Genomic DNA, 17,171 nt, shown 5'->3' with positions numbered 1-17,171 from the left:
TGCTCGCTGCCGTGCCCATGGATATCGTCGTCAAAGAAGAACTCAAGGCCTACATCGACCCGCTGACTGCGGACGAACATGACGCGCTGGAGCGCAGCATCCTGGCCGAAGGCTGCCGCGATGCGCTGGTGCTGTGGGGCGATGTGCTGGTCGACGGCCACAACCGCTTCGGCATCTGCCAGAAGCACGGCCTGCCGTTCAACACCGTGCAGAACACCCGCTTCCAGAGCATGGAAGACGTGCACCTGTGGATGATCGAGCAGCACCTGGGCCGCCGCAGCGTTTCGGACTTCCAGCGCGGCGTGCTGGCGCTGCGCAAGCGCGACATCCTGGCTGCCCGCAAGCAGGTCGAGCAGGCGCAGCTGCAGCGCGAGAGCGACGGCAGCGCCGAGATCGTCGAGGACGCCGGCGAAGACAGCCCGCCGTGGGAACCGGCGCCGAAGATCAGCCGCGCCGAGCTGGCCCGCGAAGCCAAGCTGAGCACCAGCCAGGTCGGCATGATCGAGCGCATCCACGCCCAGGCCGCCGCCGAGGTGGTCGAAGCAGTGAAGGCCGGCGTGATCTCGATCAGCGCCGCCGCAGCCGTGGCCGACCTGCCGGAAGACGAGCAGCGCGCCGCCGCCGCCGGTGGCAAGGACGAACTGAAGCAGGCCGCCAAGCGCGTGCGCGAGTCCAAGCGCAAGCCGCGGGCACCGAAGCCGGACGCGGCCGAGATGGACTTCGAGGAGCCGGATGAGGACGCGATCGCCAGCCGCGACGCCGACGTGCTGTCGGCACTGGAGCAGCTGGGCGAGGACGCACCGGCGCTGCGTCGCCGCGTCGTCGCGCTGACCCGCGAGAACGACACCCTGCGCGCGCAGCTGGCCGCGCTGCGCAAGCAACTCGAAGCGCTCTGAACCAGCGGCTAGTGCCGGCCGCTGGCCGGCAACCCCATGAACGTTCCGGGTGCGTTGCGGATGCCGGCCAGCGGCCGGCACTACCCGATGCTCATGCAGGGCCGGATAGACTTCGGGCATGACGCCTGCCAACGATCCGCGCCGCGCACAGCTGCGGCGCCTGAAAGCCCTCGCACTGGGCCTGCTGCTGTTGATGCTGGCCGGATTCGCCGTCAGCCACTGGCAGGGCGAACGTGGCATCTGGGCCTGGGTCTCGGCGTTCTGCGAGGCCGCCGCCGTGGGTGCGCTGGCCGACTGGTTCGCCGTCGTCGCGCTGTTCCGGCGGCCGATGGGACTGCCCATTCCGCACACCGCGATCATCCCGCGCAGCAAGGAACGCATCGGTGACAGCCTGGCGCTGTTCGTGCGCGACCAGTTCCTGGAACCGGGCGTGCTGTTGGCCAAGCTGCAGGTGTTCGATCCCGCCAGCCGCCTGGGCAGCTGGCTGGCCGATCCGGCGCGTTCGCGGATGCTGGCCGACATGGCGCGCGGCTGGGCGTTGCAGGCACTGGATTTCTTCGACGAGACCGCCGTGCGCCGGCAGCTGCACGGTTTCGTGGTGCAACAGCTGCGGCAGTGGAATGCCGCCGCCACCGCCGGCGAGCTGCTGGCGCTGCTGACCGCCGATGGCCGCCACCAGCGCGTGCTGGACGAGGGCCTGCAGCGGCTGGGGCGCTGGTTGGAGCAGGCGGAAGTGAAGGAGCGCGCCTCGCAGCTGATCGTGCGCTACATCCAGCGCGAATGGCCGACGCTGTCGAGCACCGTGAACTGGGTCAAGCCGATCGACGAGATCGGCGACAGCCTGGCCGAGCGCCTGGCGCGCGCGGTGCTGGAAGAACTGCAACAGGTGCTGGCCGAGCCGGAGCATCCGCTGCGCCAGGACTATGAGCGCTGGCTGCAGGCCTACGTGCAGCGCCTGCGCGAAGACCCGGCGCTGGCAGAACGCGTCGAACAGCTCAAGCAGGAAATGATCGACCACCCTGCCCTGCAGGAGTACGTGCAGGGGCTGTGGGCGCGCATCCATGCCAGCCTGCGTGCCGACCTGCAGCGCGACGACTCCGCACTGGTCGGCCACCTGCAGCGCAGCCTGGCCTCGCTGGGCAGCAGCCTGCAGGCCGACCCTGCCCTGCGCGAGGCACTGAACCAGCACCTGCTTGAAGGCGCGCAGCGCCTGACCGGGCGCCTGCGCGAGGGCGTGACCACGCATATCGCACAGACCGTGAAGAGCTGGGATGAGCGGCATCTGGTCGAGCAGCTGGAACTGAGCGTAGGCCGCGACCTGCAGTTCATCCGCTTCAACGGCACCCTGGTCGGCGGGCTGATCGGCCTGCTGCTGCATGCGGCGACGGTGATCTTCCGGTTCTGAACGCGCGCCTCGATCCACCGGCAGCAGTCGTCACGCTTGATTAACGAAATGCGAATGCCTATCATTTGCTAATCGGTTGTACGCTTAGCCAAGCGGGGCACGGACGCACGTACCCACCCGCCCCTTCGCCCGTGTACATCCCCCGACTACCGGGTCACCCGCACTGCGCGGGTGGCGCACCGTCGATGGGGCTCGCTGGGCGACGTGCGCGGAGCGCATGGCGACTGTACCTGCGCATTCCATCGCCTGATTCGTCCTGCATGGAACCGCACCAATGGCAATGCCGCTGAACTCCCCCCGTCCCACCGTGTTGGCCCTGGCCGTGACTGCATTGATGATCGCCCCGCTGGCCCACGCCGACGGCACTGCCGATCCTTCCGCGCGCACGCTGGATACGGTGAAGGTGACTGCCGATGGCGAGATGCCCAGCAGCTATACGGTGAAAGGCGCGCGCACTGCGACCAAGCTCGACCTGTCACTACGCGAGACGCCGCAGTCGGTGACGGTGCTTACCCGCCAGCGCCTGGATGACATGGGTCTGTTCTCGCTGTCGGACGTGATGGGCCAGGTGACGGGCGTCAGCGTGTCGGTCACCGACAGCGAGCGCATCAACTATGTCTCGCGCGGCTACACCATCGACAACTTCCAGATCGACGGCATGCTCAACACCTTCGGTGGCTCGATCAAGACCAACACCGACAACGTGATCTACGAGCGCATCGAAGTGATCCGCGGCGCCACCGGCCTGACCACCGGCGCGGGTGATCCGTCCGGCACCATCAGCATGATCCGTAAGCGGCCGACCGACACTTTCCAGATGGGTGCCAACCTGACCCTCGGCCGCTGGGGCAACCGTCGCCTGGAAGCCGACCTCGGCGGCCCCGTGGCCTGGGACGGCCGCATCCGCGCGCGCGTGGTCGCGGCCAAGCAGCAGAGCGATTCGTTCCGTGATGTCTATGCGCTGGACAAGGACGTGTTCTACGGCATCGTGCAGGCCGACCTGAGTGACAGCACGCTGTTCGAAGTGGGCTACGAGTACCAGTCGCCGCACACCACCGGCGTGACCTGGGGCGTGGTGCCGTACTGGGGCGCCGACGGCGCACCGGCCAACCTGCCGCGCTCGACCAATCTGTCGGCCTCGTGGAGTGCGTGGCCGATCGTGGAAAAGACCAGCTTCGCGCGACTGGAACAGCAACTGGGCAACGGCTGGTCGGTGAAGGGCAACCTCAGCCATGCCGTGCGCGATACCGATGGCAGCGTCTGGTACGGCGCGGCCGGCTACCCGCGCGCCGACGGTACCGGTGTGACTGCCTACATTTCACACTTCAACGAACACAGCACGATGGACGTGTTCGACGTCAACGTGGGCGGGCCGTTCCAGCTGTTCGGGCGCGAGCATGAACTCGTGTTCGGCCTGGGCCAGTCGGTGCGCAAGGGTGAGTCCGAGGCCATGTCGTTCGATTCCAGCGCACCGGGCTACGCGCAGGTGCCCGACTGGCGTCACTGGACCGGCGAGGTGCCGGTACTGCCGGTGACCCGCCTTGGTCGCCTGTCGTCACAGGACGAACTGCGCCAGCGCGCCGCCTATGTAGCGGCTCGCCTGCGCCTGGCCGATCCGTTGCTGGCCGTGGTGGGCGCCCGCTATGGCAGCTGGGAAACCCGCAAGTGGACCTATGGCTACGACGCCAACGGCAACCGCAACAGCATTACCCGCACCGGCTACCGGCCGGACGACATGCTCACTCCGTATGCCGGCCTGGTCTACGACTTCAATTCGATCTTCAGCGGTTATGTCAGCTACACCGACATCTTCAAGCCGCAGAAATCCCGCGACCGCAACGGCAACTACCTGGAGCCGGTGGTCGGCGACATGTACGAAGCGGGCGTCAAGGCCGAGTTCTTCGGCGGCCTGCTGAATGCTTCGGCGGCGGTGTTCGAAGGCAAGCAGGACAACGTGGCCGAGATCGATGATTCAGTGCCGGTGAACTCGCTGCCCGATGGCAGCCAGGCCTATCGCTCCACCGGCAAGGGCAACAAGGTGAAGGGGTGGGAAATCGAGACCCAGGGCAGCATCGGCGAGCAATGGAACATCTCGGCGGGCTTCGCCCACACCGTCATCCGCAACAAGGACGGCGTGCTGCAACGGACCACAGCCCCGCAGGACACCTTCCGCCTCAACACCAGCTGGCGCCCCGGCGGCATCGATGGCCGCTTCTGGCTGGGTGGCGGCGCCACCTGGCAGAGCCGCATCTGGAACACCAGCACCAAGGCGGATGGCAGCAAGGCCAACATCACCCAGGACGCGTTCTACCTGCTGAACCTGGCCGGCGGCTACCGCTTCAACGAGAACTTCAGCGCGCAGCTGAACATCAACAACCTGCTGGACAAGAAGTACTTCAACAACGTCGGTTTCTACAGCGGCGTGTACTGGGGCGAACCACGCAACGTGACGATGACGCTGCGCTGGAAGCTCTGACGATGGATGGCACCGGTTCTGCGACTGGTGCCCGGCCACGGATGGCCAACCCCGGCGCGCTGCGGTGCGCCGGTCCCTTTTCACTGAAACCAGCAGGAATGCCGTGGACCGCTCGCCCGCAACCGCCAGCCCCCGCACCTTCTTCTCCAACCCGCGCTGGGGCGTGCTGTCACGCTCGCTGGCCGCGATCTTCGGCGGCTACGCGCTGGCCTCGGTGACCAGCGTGTTCTGCGCCCTGGCGCTGCCCGGCGCGCGCGGCCAGACCGTGCTGACCGGCATGCTGCTGGCGATCCTGGTGGCCGCCTGCGCCGCGTTGTGGGCGTTCGCCACCCGCACTGCGCTGCGCGCCTGGGTCGGCATCCTCGCCCCCACCCTGCTGATGGCCGTCGTCGCGCGCCTGCTGGGGGCCTGGGCATGAAGAACGGATTCCGCCAATCGATGGCCTGGCTGCACACCTGGACCGGCCTGCTGGTCGGCTGGCTGCTGCTGTTGATCTTCATGGCCGGCACCGCCAGTTACTACCGCGAGGAAATCAGCCGCTGGATGCGCCCGGAGCTGCCGGCCAACAAGGTCAGTATCGACGTGGCCGCGCAGCGCGCGGTGGACTACCTGCAGGCCAACGCCAGCCAGGCCGAGAACTGGTTCGTCACCCTGCCGCAGCCGCGCAACCCGGCCATGCAGATGTTCTGGCGGCTGCCGCCGGAGCTGGCCGATCCCAGCCGTGGCCGTCGAGGTGGCTTTGGTGATGCCACGCTGGACCCGAACACCGGCCAGGCCCTGAAGGCGCGCGAGACGCGTGGCGGAGATTTCTTCTACCGCCTGCACTTCGACCTGCATTACATCCCGGTGCTGTGGGCGCGCTACCTGGTCGGCTTCTGCGCGATGTTCATGCTGGTGGCGATCATCACCGGCGTCATCACCCACAAGAAAATCTTCAAGGACTTCTTCACCTTCCGCAAGGACAAGGGTCCGCGTTCCTGGCTCGATTTCCACAACGTCAGCGCGGTGATGGCGCTGCCCTACCACGCGATGATCACCTACACCGGCATCGTCACCCTGATGATCATGTACCTGCCGTGGGGCGTGAAGGTGGCCTACCCGCAGGACGAGGACAAATTCTTCAGCGAAGCCTTCGGCGGCATGCCGGAGGTGACCGCGCCGGCCGAAGGCCGCGCCACGCCGCTGCCGATCGCGCAGCTGCTGGACAGCGCGCGAGCGCATTGGCACGGCGTGGAGGTGGCGGGCTTCACCGTATCCAACCCGGGCGCGGCCAATGCAGTGATCGACATCCGCCAGCGTGACGGCAAGCGCCTGTCCACCGACACCCCGGCCGTGCGCTACGACATGGTCAACGGCACGCTGCTGGAAGAAACACCGCCTTCCGGTGGTGCCACCGCCACCCGCGGCGTGCTGTACGGCCTGCACCTGGCGCGCTTCGCCGACTGGGGCCTGCGCGCACTGTTCTTCCTGTCTGGACTGGTCGGCTGCCTGATGGTGGCCAGCGGCGTGGTGCTGTGGGCGGTGAAGGAACGGCCCAAGCACGCCAAGAGTGGCCGCACCGGCTTCGGCCTGCGCCTGGTCGATGCGCTGAACATCGGTACCGTGGCCGGCCTGCCGATCGCCTTTGCCGCCTACTTCTGGGGCAACCGCCTGCTGCCGTTGGACATCGCCGAGCGCTCCAGCGCCGAGGCCAACGTGTTCTTCTACGCCTGGGGTGCGGCACTGCTGGCCGCCTTCATCTGGCCGAAGCGGATGATGTGGGCCTGGCAACTGTACCTGGGCGCCGCCGCGTTCGCGCTGGTGCCGGTGGTCAACGCGCTGACCACGCATGCGCATCTGGGCGTGACCCTGCGCAATGGTGACTGGGTGCTGGCTGGCGTCGATCTGTCGATGATCGCGTTCGGCGCGATGCTGGCGCTGTGCGGCTGGCGCATGCAGCGCTGGACGCCACCACTGTCTGCGGCCGAGAAGAAGAAGCGTGCCGCGGCGGCGGCAGCGCCCAAGGCTCCGGTTGATGCTGCGGAAGCTGCCGAAGCGGAGGCCAGCGCATGATGCTGCTGGCGTTGACCCTGTCGTTCTCCGCGTTCACGGCATTGTCGCTGGCGATGGAAAAGCACCAGCACGACCTGCATGGCAAGGCGGCTGCCTCGCCGGCACGCCGGACGCAATGGCGGGTGCTGGGCTGGGCCCTGCTGGCGGTAGCGTTCGCACTGTGCGTGGTCGACCACGGCTGGGCGATGGGCCCGGTGCTGTGGCTGGGCACGATGACGCTGGGCGGCGCGGTGTTGTCGTTCGGGTTGTACCCGTACCGGCCGAAGTGGATCGCCGCGCTGGCGATCGCGTTGCCCGTGGCCGGGCTGCTGGTGGCGGTGCTGTAGCCACCCTCCACGCATGGCGTGGATCTACTGAACGCCCATCCACGCATGGCGTGGATCTACCGGCCAGATAGGGGTAGTGCCGGCCGCTGGCCGGCATCCCATGAACCCTCTGCGGGTCTGACATCGTTGCCGGCCAGCGGCCGGCACTACCGGGCTTAACCCAACCGCTTCAATTCCCACGCGCGGTGGATGCGCGCGTTGCGCTCGAAATCCGGCCCGATGGTGCGCGCGGTGATCTCGCGGCACTGGGCGAACTCGGCGATGGCGTTCTCTTCCAGCTTGAAGCGGCGGAAGTTGTTGGAGAAATACAGCACGCCGCCCGGCGCCAGTCGTGCCACCGCTGCGCGCAGCAGCTTCAGCTGTTCGCGCTGCACGTCGAAGTCGTCGGCGCGCGCGGAGTTGGAGAAGGTCGGCGGGTCACAGAAGATCACGTCGTACTGCCCGCGGTCGCCTTCCAGCCACGCCATGGCGTCGGCCTGCACCAGCAGGTGCTGGTTGCCGCCCTGCCCGTTCAACGCCAGGTTGTCGTAGCACCACTGCAGGTAGGTGGCCGACAGGTCGACGCTGGTGGTGCTGGCGGCACCGGCCACGGCCGCCTGCACGCTGGCCACGCCGGTGTAGCAGAACAGGTTGAGGAAGCGCTTGCCGCGCACCTGCTCGGCCATCATCCGGCGCAGCGGGCGGTGGTCGAGGAACAGGCCGGTGTCGAGGTAATCGAACAGGTTCACCTGCAGCAGCGCGTTGTTTTCGCGCACCACGATGAACTCGTCGCGCTGTTCGAAGCGGCCGTACTTGCTGCCGCCCTTGCCACGCTCGCGCGACTTCATCGACACCTGTTCCGGCGGCACGCCGAATACTTCACGCGCGGCCGCCAGCAGCTCGTTGCGGCGACGGCGCACGTCGTTTTCCGGAATCGCCGCCGGTGCCGCATATTCCTGCACGTGCAGGAACGTGCGGCGCTGGCCACCGTCTTCCTCGTAGACGTCGATGGCGGCCGCGTACTCCGGCAGGTCGGCATCGTAGGCGCGGAAGCAGGTGATGTCCTCGCGGGCGCGCCAGCTCTTGAACTTCTTCAGGTTCTTGCGCAGGCGGTTGGCCACCATCTGCGCACCTTCGCTCAGCTCGCGCGGCTGCGCCGGGTCGCGGCCCGGCACGGCGATCGGGTCGCAGACGATCAGCGCGCATTCCAGCGCGCCGTTGAACATCTGGTACTTCTTGCCGGCGCGCAGGCCGGTGGCGAAGGCCAGTTCATCGTTGCCGCACAGCAGGCTGGCGCGCCACTGCGGCACGGCCTTCTGCAGGGCATTGCCCAGCGCGCGGTACAGCGCCGGATCGGCCGCCAGACGCTCGTCGTACGGCGGGTTGCAGACCACCGCGCCGATCTCCTGCTCCGGCGCGGCCAGGTCGGCGACGTCGGCGCGGGTGAAGCGGATCGCATGGGCGACGCCCGCTACTTCGGCATTCTCGCGCGCCGCCTGGATCGCGGTCGGGTCGATGTCGCTGCCGTGGATGACCGGCTTCAACGCTGCCAGGCCGGCCGCTTCGCGGTCACGTGCCTCGCTCTGGATGGCCTTCCAGGCGGCCTTGTCGAAGCCCAGCCAGCGGCTGGGCGGCAGGCTGCCGTGGCGCATCAGGCCGGGGGCAACGTCGGCGGCCATCAGCGCGCCCTCGATCAGCAGCGTGCCGCTACCGCACATCGGGTCCAGCAGGCCGCCACCGGCGGCGTGCAGGCGCGGCCACTGCGCGCGCAGCAGCAGCGCGGCGGCCAGGTTTTCCTTCAGCGGCGCCTCGTGGGCGGCACCGCGCCAGCCACGGCGGTGCAGCGGGCCGCCGCCCAGGTCGATCGACAGTGAGGCGCGGCCCTTGCGCAGCGACAGGTTCACGCGCACATCCGGCAGGTCGGTGTTGACCGACGGGCGTTCCAGGCCTTCGTCACGCATGCGGTCGACGATGGCGTCCTTGATCCGCTGCGCCGCGAAGCGCGCATGGGTGATCTTGTCACCGGACACGTGCGCGTCCACCGCCAGGGTCATTTCCGGCTTGATGTGCTCATGCCACGGCAGCGCACGCACGCCGTCGTACAGGGCCTGCTCGTCCGGGCACTCGAACTCGTCGATCGGCCACAGCACGCGGCTGGCCAGGCGCGACCACATGACGATCCGCAGCGCCTGCTCCAGTTCGCCGTCGGCGTTGACGCCGGCAATGGTGGCGGTGGCCTTGCCAAGGCCCAGGGCCGACAGTTCATCGGCAAGCAGGTATTCCAGGCCCTTGGCGCAGGAGACGAAGAATTTCACGGGATCGGTTCGCAGGTGGTCGGGCGCGGCACAGGGGCCGGGCCAGTCGGAAAGGAGGGCCGTAGGCACGGCCGGCAGGCCCGCGCCGGGGGCGGCGGGGCTGCCATTGTAGTCAAAGCGGGCGGGCGCGCCGTGCGCCCGGGCTTCACAGCTGGCGCAGCAGGCGCTCGAAGGCCTGCGCGGAGGCCTCCACGTGGTGCTCAAGGCGGTGCCCATCATCGACCAGCAACAGCTGCGCCGAGCGCGCCTGGGCCCAGGCGATCACTCCGGCGGCCGGGACCACGTCGTCATGCCAGGCCTGGACCACCGTGGTCGGCACCGCGGCGGCGTCCAGCGCCGGCATCGGGCCCATGGTGGTCGGTGGCACCATCAGGAACAGGCCGGCCACCGGCACCTGCAGCGAGGCGATGGCGGAAATGTAGGCACCGAGGCTGGAGCCGGCCAGCACCACCGGCCCCTGCCCGGCGGCAATGGCGGCACGCTCGACCAGGCGGCGCAGTCGGGTCGGCACGTCGCCCACCCGGCTGACCTCGCTCATCGCGTCCAGGTCGGTGTAGTCGGGGCGTTCATGGGTCCAGCCCAGGCGTTGTGCCACCTCGGCCAGCGCGGTGACCTTGGTCGCGTCCGGGCCGCTCTCGAAACCGTGCGACAGGATGCAGTGGCCGCGGCTCATGCGCGCGCTCCGCGCGAGCGGGCCGATGAGGAAAGGGAAGGCAGGTTCATGCCGCAATGCTAGCATCGCCGGATGCCCAACCCGCTCCTGCCCGGCCTGCAAGTGCAGCCCCTGCCCTACCACGACCGCCTGCCGCTGCGCGACCCGGCCACGCTGGAGATGGTGGTGATCCACTGCACCGAACTGCCCGACCTGGCGATGGCCCGCGAGTACGGCGAGCGCGTGCTGTACGACAGTGGCGCCGGCAACAGCGGCCACTTCTACATCGATCGCGACGGCCGCGTGGTGCAGTACGTGGCACCGGAACGGGTGGCCCACCACGTGCGCGGCATGAACGCGCATACGCTGGGCATCGAGCTGGTCAACACCGGGCGCTACCCGCACTGGTTCGACAGCCGCCACCAGGCGATGGACGAGCCGTACACCGAGGCGCAGCTGGTGGCGTTGGAACACCTGCTGCTGGCGCTGGTGGCGCACTATCCGTCGCTGCGGCGGATTGCCGGGCACGACCAGCTGGATCTGGAGCAGGTAGTGGCCAGCGACGATCCAACGCTGCGAGTGGCGCGCAAGCGTGATCCGGGGCCGTTGTTTCCGTGGGCGAGGATTCTGGCGAAGGTGCCGCTGCAGTCGGTGGGTTGATCGGCAGGGCTGCGCCCTGCACCCGCAGAGGCAACGTCAACGTCAACGTCAAAAGCGGGCTGTCGGTGGGATGGCGGGGTGGGTCCGGTTGCGGGGGACGCCGTAAATACGTCCATGTAGGCTCGGTCGCCGCATCCATGCGGCTCACGCCCCCGCAACCGGATCCACCCCGCCTTCGACAGATTTCTACTGCTGTGGGTGGGTGTCGACCTTGGTCGACACGGTAGATCCACGCCATGCGTGGATGAACGTCGAATCGATCGGAACGAGCCTTTGTAGAGTCGAGCCATGCTCGACTGCTTCATGCGCGATGCGTGCGAGGGTACGAGCTCAGGCGCCGGTCGCCACCGGGCGGCTGCTGTCGCTGACCCAACCGCTCCAGGAATCGGCGTAGATGCGTGCGCCGGACAAACCGGCCGATTCCATCGCCAGCAGCAGATGGCAGGCCGTCACGCCAGAGCCGCACATCAGCACCACCTGTTGCGGATCGCGGTTGCCGATCACGCCCTGCAGTTCGGCGCGCAGTTCCTGTGCATCACGCAGGCGGCCGTCGGCGACGTTCAACGCAAACGGACGGTTGACCGCGCCGGGTACGTGACCGGCGACCGGGTCCAGCGGCTCCACTTCGCCGCGGAAGCGTTCGCCCGCGCGTGCGTCGACCAGCCAGCCCGGCGCGTGCTTCAGACGTGCGCTGATTTCATCGGCATTGGCGATCTGGGTGGTGTCGAAACGGCCCGGGTAAGCCGGCAGCGCCGTTACTTCGCCCTGGCCGGTTGCCAACGCGTGACCTGCGGCCTGCCACGCGGCGATACCACCATCGAGCACAGCCACCTTGGTGTGCCCGATCAGGCGCAGCAGCCACCACAGGCGCGAGGCGGCCATGCTGCCGTCGCTGCCGTCGTAGACCACCACCTGGGTGTCGGGACCGATACCCCACTGGCCCAGCTTTGTGGCGAAGGCATCGCTGTCCGGCAGCGGATGACGGCCGTGGCCGCTGCGGGTCAGATCCGACAGGTCCCGATTGAGGTCGGCGTATACCGCGCCCGGAACATGCCCCGCCAGATACTGGCCGCTACCCGCCTGCGGATCAGCCAGCGAGGACCGCGCATCGACCACGCGTACGGCGGTACTGGCAGTAGCACGTGCGTCGACCACGCGAACGCCCTCGCCCAATGCAGCGGCCAGGGTGGCGACATCGACCAGGGTGGTCCACGGCGGATCGATCGGCTTCATTGCACTTGCTCCAGGCGGCGACGCAGGTTGTAGAGGATGGCCGCGGTCGCGCCCCAGATGCGCTGGCCCGGCCAGCCGTATTCGAGGACGTGGCGGACGCGGCCGCGATGATTGATTTCGACCTGGCGCAGGTTGTCGGCAGCCATCAGGTAGTCCAGCGGCACCTCGAACACCTCGGCCACTTCGCTGGGTTGCGGCACCGGCACGAAGTCCGGATCCACCGCCGCCACCACCGGCGTGACCCGGTAACCGGTGATCGTCACGAAGGGATCCAGGTAGCCCAGCGCCTGCACCTGGCCGGGCGCCAGCGCGATTTCTTCCTGGCTCTCGCGCAGCGCAGCGGCCAGTGCATCGCGGTCGTCCGGTTCGGTGCGACCGCCGGGGAACCCGACCTGGCCACCATGGGTGCGCAGGGTCTCGGTACGGCGGGTGAGAATCACCTGTGCGCCGTTGGCACGCGGCACGATGCCGGCCAGCACCGCCGCTTCCACGGGGGGGCCGGGCGGCAGGAGGTCGATCAGTTCACTGCGGTTCCAGCCGTCGCCAAGCGGCGGCACGGCCAGCGGATGCAGCGCGCGCATCAGGCGTTCGTGGTCGGCCAGCGAGCCGCGCAGCGATTGCTGAAGCTGTTCGCGCAGCGGTTGCACGCGATGCAGGATGCGGCTGCGTTCCTCGTTGCTCATCGACGACCACCTTGCGATCTCGTCGAGATGCCGCCCGCAGCCGGTGCACTGCCGGCCTGGATCCAGCTTGCACACTCCGATGCAGGGACTTGCGACAACACGCGCCGATTCTTCCGTTGTTTGCACCCTGCAACAGTAGCGCGAATGGGCTGGATTTGCGCGTCAGGCACTGCACAAACAAAAACGCGCCGGTGGGATCACCGGCGCGTTTCGTTTACTGCTTCGATATTACTTGACGCTGACCAGCTTGATCTCGAACTGCACAGCCACGTTCGGCGGGAACGGGGTGCGCGGATCGGCACCGTAGGCCTGGTCCGGCGGCAGGGTGACTTCCCACTTCGAGCCTGCCGGCATCTGCAGCAGGGTCTCGCGCATGGCCTTCATTTCAACTTCGCTGACCTTGATCGACGGGATCTGCTGGGCCGGACGGGCTTCGGTCGGACGCTGGCCGTACGGGAACGGACCGGCCACTTCCAGCTGCACGGTGCTGGCCTGGGTCGGCTTGGCACCCTTGCCGGCTTCGATCACGCGGTACTGGACGCCGCTCGGCAGGGACTGCACGCCGGCCTTGGCCTTGTTCGCCGCGATGAACTGATCGCTCTTGGTCTTGTTTTCGGCAGCGGCCTTTTCGTACTCGGCCTTGGCGGCCTGGGCACGGCCCTGCTCGCGCTTCTGGAACGCTTCAACGGCCGGCTTCAGCTGCTCGGCGGTGATCGCCGGCTGCTTCTTGGCGTAGGCGTCCTGCAGGCCCTTCACCACCGAGTTGATGTCCAGCTGCTCACCGCGACCGGTCAGCTCCGCCAGGTTGTTGCCGTAGTCGTAACCGAAGTAGTAGCTCAGCTTGCCCTTTTCGGACGAAACGTCCTGGGCGAAGGCATTGCCCGTCAGGGCCAGGGCCGCGACGGCGACCGCGATAGAACGCAACTTCATCAAACAGTTCTCCAGGGGTGGTAACTCAGGGACGTTCTGCGCCGCCCTGAGGCGACGGGTTAGGATAACGGGCGCAACGTGTAACCGCTACTCACGATGCAGGCTATGACCCGTCTGCGTTCGCGGAGTTCAATCTCACTTTTTTTTAACGTTCCAGGAGTTTCCCCGTGGCCGATGCCCTGATCGCTGTCGCCGACGACGGCGCCATCCGCACCGTGACCGTCCAGCGCCCGGACAAGCTCAACGCCCTGAATGCCGCGACCCTGCAGGCCCTGGCCGAGGCGTTCAGCGCCGCCGCCGCCGACCCGGAGGTACGCGTGATGGTGCTGACCGGCGCCGGCCCCAAGGCCTTCGTGGCCGGCGCCGATATCGCCGAGATGAACACGCTCAGCGCCGTTCAGGGACGTGATTTCTCGCTGCTCGGCCAGGGCCTGATGCGCCAGATCGAACGCATGCCCAAGCCGGTCATCGCGCGCGTGAATGGTTTTGCGCTGGGTGGCGGCCTGGAACTGGCGATGGCCTGCCACCTGCGCATCGCCGCCGATACCGCCAAGGTCGGCCAACCGGAAATCAACCTCGGCCTGATCCCGGGCTTCGGTGGCAGCCAGCGCCTGCTGCGCCTGTGCGGCCGTGCCGCCACCCTGGAGCTGTGCCTGCTGGGTGCACCGGTCAATGCAGCACGTGCGCTGGAACTGGGCATCGTCAACGAGGTGGTGCCCGCCGACGCGCTGGACAGCCGCGTGCAGGACGTGGCCCGCCAGCTGGCACGTTCGGCGCCGCTGGCCCTGCGTGGCCTGCTCGATGCGGTGCACGTGGGCGGCGAGTGCAGCCTGGAAGCGGGCCTGGAGTACGAAAGCGCACAGTTCGGCCTTCTGTTCGCCACCGAGGACATGCGCGAAGGCACCAGTGCCTTCCTGCAGCGCCGTCCGCCCGCCTTCCAGAACCGCTGACGCCATGGCATCCCGACCCAACCCCGCGCAACTGTTCGCCCGGGTCCAGGCAGACGATCTCGATGGCGCCCTGCAGGCCGGGCTGATGGACTATGTCGCCCGTGCCGGCGACGAACAGTTGCTGCCCGGCCACCCCGAGTTGCCGCAGCGCCTGCAGCAGGCCCAGCAGCAACTGCACGCCGCGTGGGCCGCGCGCGAACGCTACCGCGCCCGTGCGGTGCGGCTGGCACGCCGAGAGGCCGAACGCGACGCACGCCGGACACCGGCCCCGGCGCCGGACGTGAAGCCGGCCCTGCCCGCGGCAGCGGCGGCCATCCTCGCCCGGGCCAAGGCCCGCGCCACCGGCAAGGAGCAGTAATGGCCACGGTGAAGAAGACCGCGCGCGCACCGGCGCGCCGTGGCGGCGTGATGCCGCGTGCCGACGTGGTGGAAATGTTCACCCGCCTGCGCGAACTCAATCCGCACCCGAAGACCGAACTGGAATACAGCTCGCCGTTCGAACTGCTGGTGGCGGTGGCGCTGTCGGCACAGGCCACCGACGTCGGCGTCAACAAGGCCACGCGCCGCCTGTTCCCGGTGGCCAACACGCCGGCGAAGATCCTCGCGCTGGGCGAGGACGGCCTGAAGCAGTACATCGCCACCATCGGCCTGTTCAACGCCAAGGCGAAGAACGTGATCGCCACCTGCGCGATCCTGCTGGAGAAGCATGGCGGCGAAGTGCCGCGTGACCGCGATGCGCTGGAGGCGCTGCCCGGCGTCGGCCGCAAGACCGCCAACGTGGTGCTCAACACGGCGTTCGGCGAGCCGGTGATGGCGGTGGATACGCATATCTTCCGCGTGGCCAACCGCACCGGGCTGGCCCCCGGCAAGAACGTGCGCGAGGTGGAAGACAAACTGGTGAAGGCGATTCCGGCCGAGTTCCTGCTCGACGCGCATCACTGGCTGATCCTGCACGGCCGCTATGTGTGCAAGGCGCGCAAGCCGGATTGCCCGGGCTGCGTGATTGCCGACCTGTGCCGGTTCAAGGACAAGACCACGGCCGAAGCGTGACGCGGACCGTGTTGTGACGAAACGAAGACGGCGGGCACCAGGCCCGCCGTCTCGATTTCAGACACTGTGTTTGAGGTGATCAGAACGACAGGTCGCCCCAGACGCCGAATTCCTTGGTCTTGTCGTTCTTCTTGTCGCCGGCGTTGGCCAGGTGCGTGTACTTGTACACGGTCGACAGCTTGAGGTTCTTCATGACCGGGAACTCGACACCGACGTTCCAGTACTTGTCGCTCAGGGTCGGGTCCAGGGTCTTGCTGACGTCGGTGTCATCGTAACGACCGAACACGTTGATGCCGCCGTCGGTGACGCGCACGCTGCCCCACACCGACCAGCCGCTGGTCTTGTCGGTGGCAACGGTCAGCACGTTGTTGAGGTTCTTGGCCTGGAAGTACTCACCACCGACGCGGAAGTTGCTGTCGGCGTAGGCCACCATCGCGTTGGCGCGGGTGTAGGTGTTCTCGGCGCTCTGGATGTCGGTTTCCTTGCCCAGCTTGCCGCTGTAGCCACCGACGGCGACCACGAAGTTCTCGTTCGGGGTGTAGGCCACGCGGCCTTCCACGTCCATGCCCTTGCTGCGGGTCGGGTTCTTGTAGCCGGCGCCGGACACGACCGAGACGGCGTAGTTGAAGTTGTTGCCCAGGTTGCCGAAGCCATGCAGGCCCCAGTCGGACGAGTTGCCGTACTTCAGGCGATCGGTCAGGGTGTTCTCGACATAACGCATGCCGTAGAACTTCTCGACGTACGGGATCCACGGCATGTCGGCGGCACCGACGCGCAGGTTGAAGGCCGGGTCGAAGCTGCCCTGCACGTAAGCCTTCTTGACGAACAGTTCGGTATTGCCGATGGCCGAGCTGTACTGGAAGTCGGTGGTCAGGTTTGCCGACCAGATGTCGTTGAACTTGTGGTCGACGGTCAGGTAGAAGCGCTTGACGTCCAGACCGGTGCCGCTGGCGGCGGTGTCCTTGCCGTTGCTGGTCTTGTCGATGTTGGTCAGGTCGAAGAACATGCGACCGCCGATCTTGTTGTCATTGACCAGCTTGGCCAGCTTGTCGACGCTGGTCTGGGTCTTCTGTGCACCTTCCAGGGCCTGGGCCTGGGTGATGTTCACTTCGGACTGCGCGTCGGACTGCGCCTGCAGCGCCTGCGAGTCGCTCTGCAGCTGCTGGACCTGGGCCTGCAGAGCAGCGATCTGCGCCTGCAGCTGCTGCAGCTGTGCCTGGGATACGCCCGTGCTGGCGGGAGCTGCGAAGGCGTCGGCGGAAACCAGACCGAGGCTTGCAACGACCGCGGCGGCGAGCAAATGGGAACGCATTTTGGATTTCTCCAGAGGGTTGGAATGGCTTGGGCAGAACGCCACGCCGGCAGGCCGGTCAAGCGTTTTGCGAACATTCCGTTAAAACCATGACAGCCGAATGACAACCTGAGCACCAACCACAGATTTCTTCGTGCGGTCATGCGTACGACGCATTTGTCGCGCCATCCTTGTCGATCCCTTGCGGCATATGGCGTGATGTATCGGGGTCGACGCGCAGGCCGCCCGCCGCGCGGCATCCACCTGCCGCCC

At 67.5% G+C, this 17,171-nt stretch carries 16 protein-coding genes; 10 read left to right on the top strand and 6 right to left on the bottom strand.

Features of this window, described 5'->3' with window-relative positions:
• Positions 1-17: 17 nt before the first annotated feature.
• The 6 genes from K5L94_RS07385 to K5L94_RS07360 all read left to right on the top strand — a co-directional run bounded on the left by K5L94_RS07385 (position 18) and on the right by K5L94_RS07360 (position 7,155).
• Complete coding sequence (locus tag K5L94_RS07385; RefSeq protein ID WP_053449257.1) at positions 18-896, top strand: ParB N-terminal domain-containing protein; 879 nt, start codon at positions 18-20, stop codon at positions 894-896.
• A 118-nt stretch (positions 897-1,014) separates the two neighbouring features.
• Positions 1,015-2,301 carry a DUF445 domain-containing protein gene (locus K5L94_RS07380; protein WP_049458207.1) on the top strand — a complete coding sequence of 429 codons (1,287 nt, stop codon included), beginning with the start codon at positions 1,015-1,017 and terminating at the stop codon, positions 2,299-2,301.
• A 274-nt stretch (positions 2,302-2,575) separates the two neighbouring features.
• Positions 2,576-4,777, top strand: coding sequence for a TonB-dependent siderophore receptor (locus tag K5L94_RS07375; protein WP_274512382.1), 2,202 nt, complete (start codon positions 2,576-2,578; stop codon positions 4,775-4,777).
• A 103-nt stretch (positions 4,778-4,880) separates the two neighbouring features.
• Positions 4,881-5,195, top strand: a complete 315-nt coding sequence (locus K5L94_RS07370) for a DUF3649 domain-containing protein (RefSeq protein WP_274512381.1) — start codon at positions 4,881-4,883, stop codon at positions 5,193-5,195.
• Positions 5,192-6,829 (top strand): PepSY-associated TM helix domain-containing protein, encoded by a 1,638-nt coding sequence (locus K5L94_RS07365; RefSeq protein WP_274512380.1) that lies wholly within the window; start codon positions 5,192-5,194, stop codon positions 6,827-6,829. Before K5L94_RS07370 ends, K5L94_RS07365 begins: the two co-directional genes overlap by 4 nt.
• Positions 6,826-7,155 carry a DUF3325 domain-containing protein gene (locus tag K5L94_RS07360; protein WP_274512379.1) on the top strand — a complete coding sequence of 110 codons (330 nt, stop codon included), beginning with the start codon at positions 6,826-6,828 and terminating at the stop codon, positions 7,153-7,155. The genes K5L94_RS07365 and K5L94_RS07360 overlap by 4 nt, the downstream gene beginning before the upstream one ends.
• Before the next feature lie 155 nt (positions 7,156-7,310).
• Here the strand turns inward: K5L94_RS07360 and rlmKL are convergent, their stop codons facing one another.
• Entirely contained in the window at positions 7,311-9,449 is a 2,139-nt protein-coding gene (gene rlmKL / locus K5L94_RS07355) for a bifunctional 23S rRNA (guanine(2069)-N(7))-methyltransferase RlmK/23S rRNA (guanine(2445)-N(2))-methyltransferase RlmL (RefSeq protein WP_180878290.1), read from the bottom strand.
• 145 nt (positions 9,450-9,594) lie between these two features.
• The gene (locus K5L94_RS07350) at positions 9,595-10,122 is read right to left on the bottom strand and encodes an alpha/beta hydrolase (RefSeq protein ID WP_274512378.1); all 528 of its coding nucleotides are present in this window, start codon (positions 10,120-10,122) and stop codon (positions 9,595-9,597) included.
• Positions 10,123-10,194: 72 nt separating this feature from the next.
• On the opposite strand from K5L94_RS07350, the gene K5L94_RS07345 reads away from it, so the two are divergent.
• Positions 10,195-10,761 (top strand): N-acetylmuramoyl-L-alanine amidase, encoded by a 567-nt coding sequence (locus tag K5L94_RS07345; RefSeq protein ID WP_274512377.1) that lies wholly within the window; start codon positions 10,195-10,197, stop codon positions 10,759-10,761.
• Positions 10,762-11,091: 330 nt separating this feature from the next.
• On the opposite strand, the gene K5L94_RS07340 is transcribed toward K5L94_RS07345, so the two are convergent.
• The 3 genes from K5L94_RS07340 to K5L94_RS07330 all read right to left on the bottom strand — a co-directional run bounded on the left by K5L94_RS07340 (position 11,092) and on the right by K5L94_RS07330 (position 13,607).
• Positions 11,092-11,994 (bottom strand): sulfurtransferase, encoded by a 903-nt coding sequence (locus K5L94_RS07340; protein ID WP_274512376.1) that lies wholly within the window; start codon positions 11,992-11,994, stop codon positions 11,092-11,094.
• A complete protein-coding gene (locus K5L94_RS07335) occupies positions 11,991-12,803 on the bottom strand; it encodes a CoA pyrophosphatase (RefSeq protein ID WP_274512375.1) in 813 nt (270 codons plus the stop codon). The genes K5L94_RS07340 and K5L94_RS07335 overlap by 4 nt, the downstream gene beginning before the upstream one ends.
• A 102-nt stretch (positions 12,804-12,905) precedes the next feature.
• Positions 12,906-13,607 carry an FKBP-type peptidyl-prolyl cis-trans isomerase N-terminal domain-containing protein gene (locus K5L94_RS07330; RefSeq protein WP_005408797.1) on the bottom strand — a complete coding sequence of 234 codons (702 nt, stop codon included), beginning with the start codon at positions 13,605-13,607 and terminating at the stop codon, positions 12,906-12,908.
• A 167-nt stretch (positions 13,608-13,774) separates the two neighbouring features.
• Here K5L94_RS07330 and K5L94_RS07325 point away from each other — a divergent pair, with 167 nt between their 5' ends.
• The 3 genes from K5L94_RS07325 to nth are packed head-to-tail and all read left to right on the top strand — an operon-like array spanning position 13,775 to position 15,607.
• On the top strand, positions 13,775-14,557 hold the full coding sequence (locus K5L94_RS07325) for an enoyl-CoA hydratase/isomerase family protein (protein WP_274512374.1): 783 nt from the start codon (positions 13,775-13,777) through the stop codon (positions 14,555-14,557).
• 4 nt (positions 14,558-14,561) lie between these two features.
• Positions 14,562-14,915 carry a hypothetical protein gene (locus K5L94_RS07320; RefSeq protein ID WP_164086143.1) on the top strand — a complete coding sequence of 118 codons (354 nt, stop codon included), beginning with the start codon at positions 14,562-14,564 and terminating at the stop codon, positions 14,913-14,915.
• Positions 14,915-15,607: an endonuclease III gene (gene nth, locus K5L94_RS07315; protein ID WP_053449246.1), complete on the top strand. Its 693-nt coding sequence runs from the start codon at positions 14,915-14,917 to the stop codon at positions 15,605-15,607. Before K5L94_RS07320 ends, nth begins: the two co-directional genes overlap by 1 nt.
• A 79-nt stretch (positions 15,608-15,686) precedes the next feature.
• Here nth and K5L94_RS07310 read toward each other — a convergent pair whose 3' ends face one another.
• A complete protein-coding gene (locus tag K5L94_RS07310) occupies positions 15,687-16,919 on the bottom strand; it encodes a porin (RefSeq protein WP_053449245.1) in 1,233 nt (410 codons plus the stop codon).
• Between the last annotated feature and the right edge of the window lie 252 nt (positions 16,920-17,171).

The sequence above is a fragment of the Stenotrophomonas forensis genome (assembly GCF_028752115.1).
In the GTDB taxonomy this organism is placed as follows: domain Bacteria; phylum Pseudomonadota; class Gammaproteobacteria; order Xanthomonadales; family Xanthomonadaceae; genus Stenotrophomonas; species Stenotrophomonas forensis.
The sequence above is the reverse complement of the archived record's forward strand: the minus strand, read 5'-3'. Positions and strand labels throughout refer to the sequence as shown.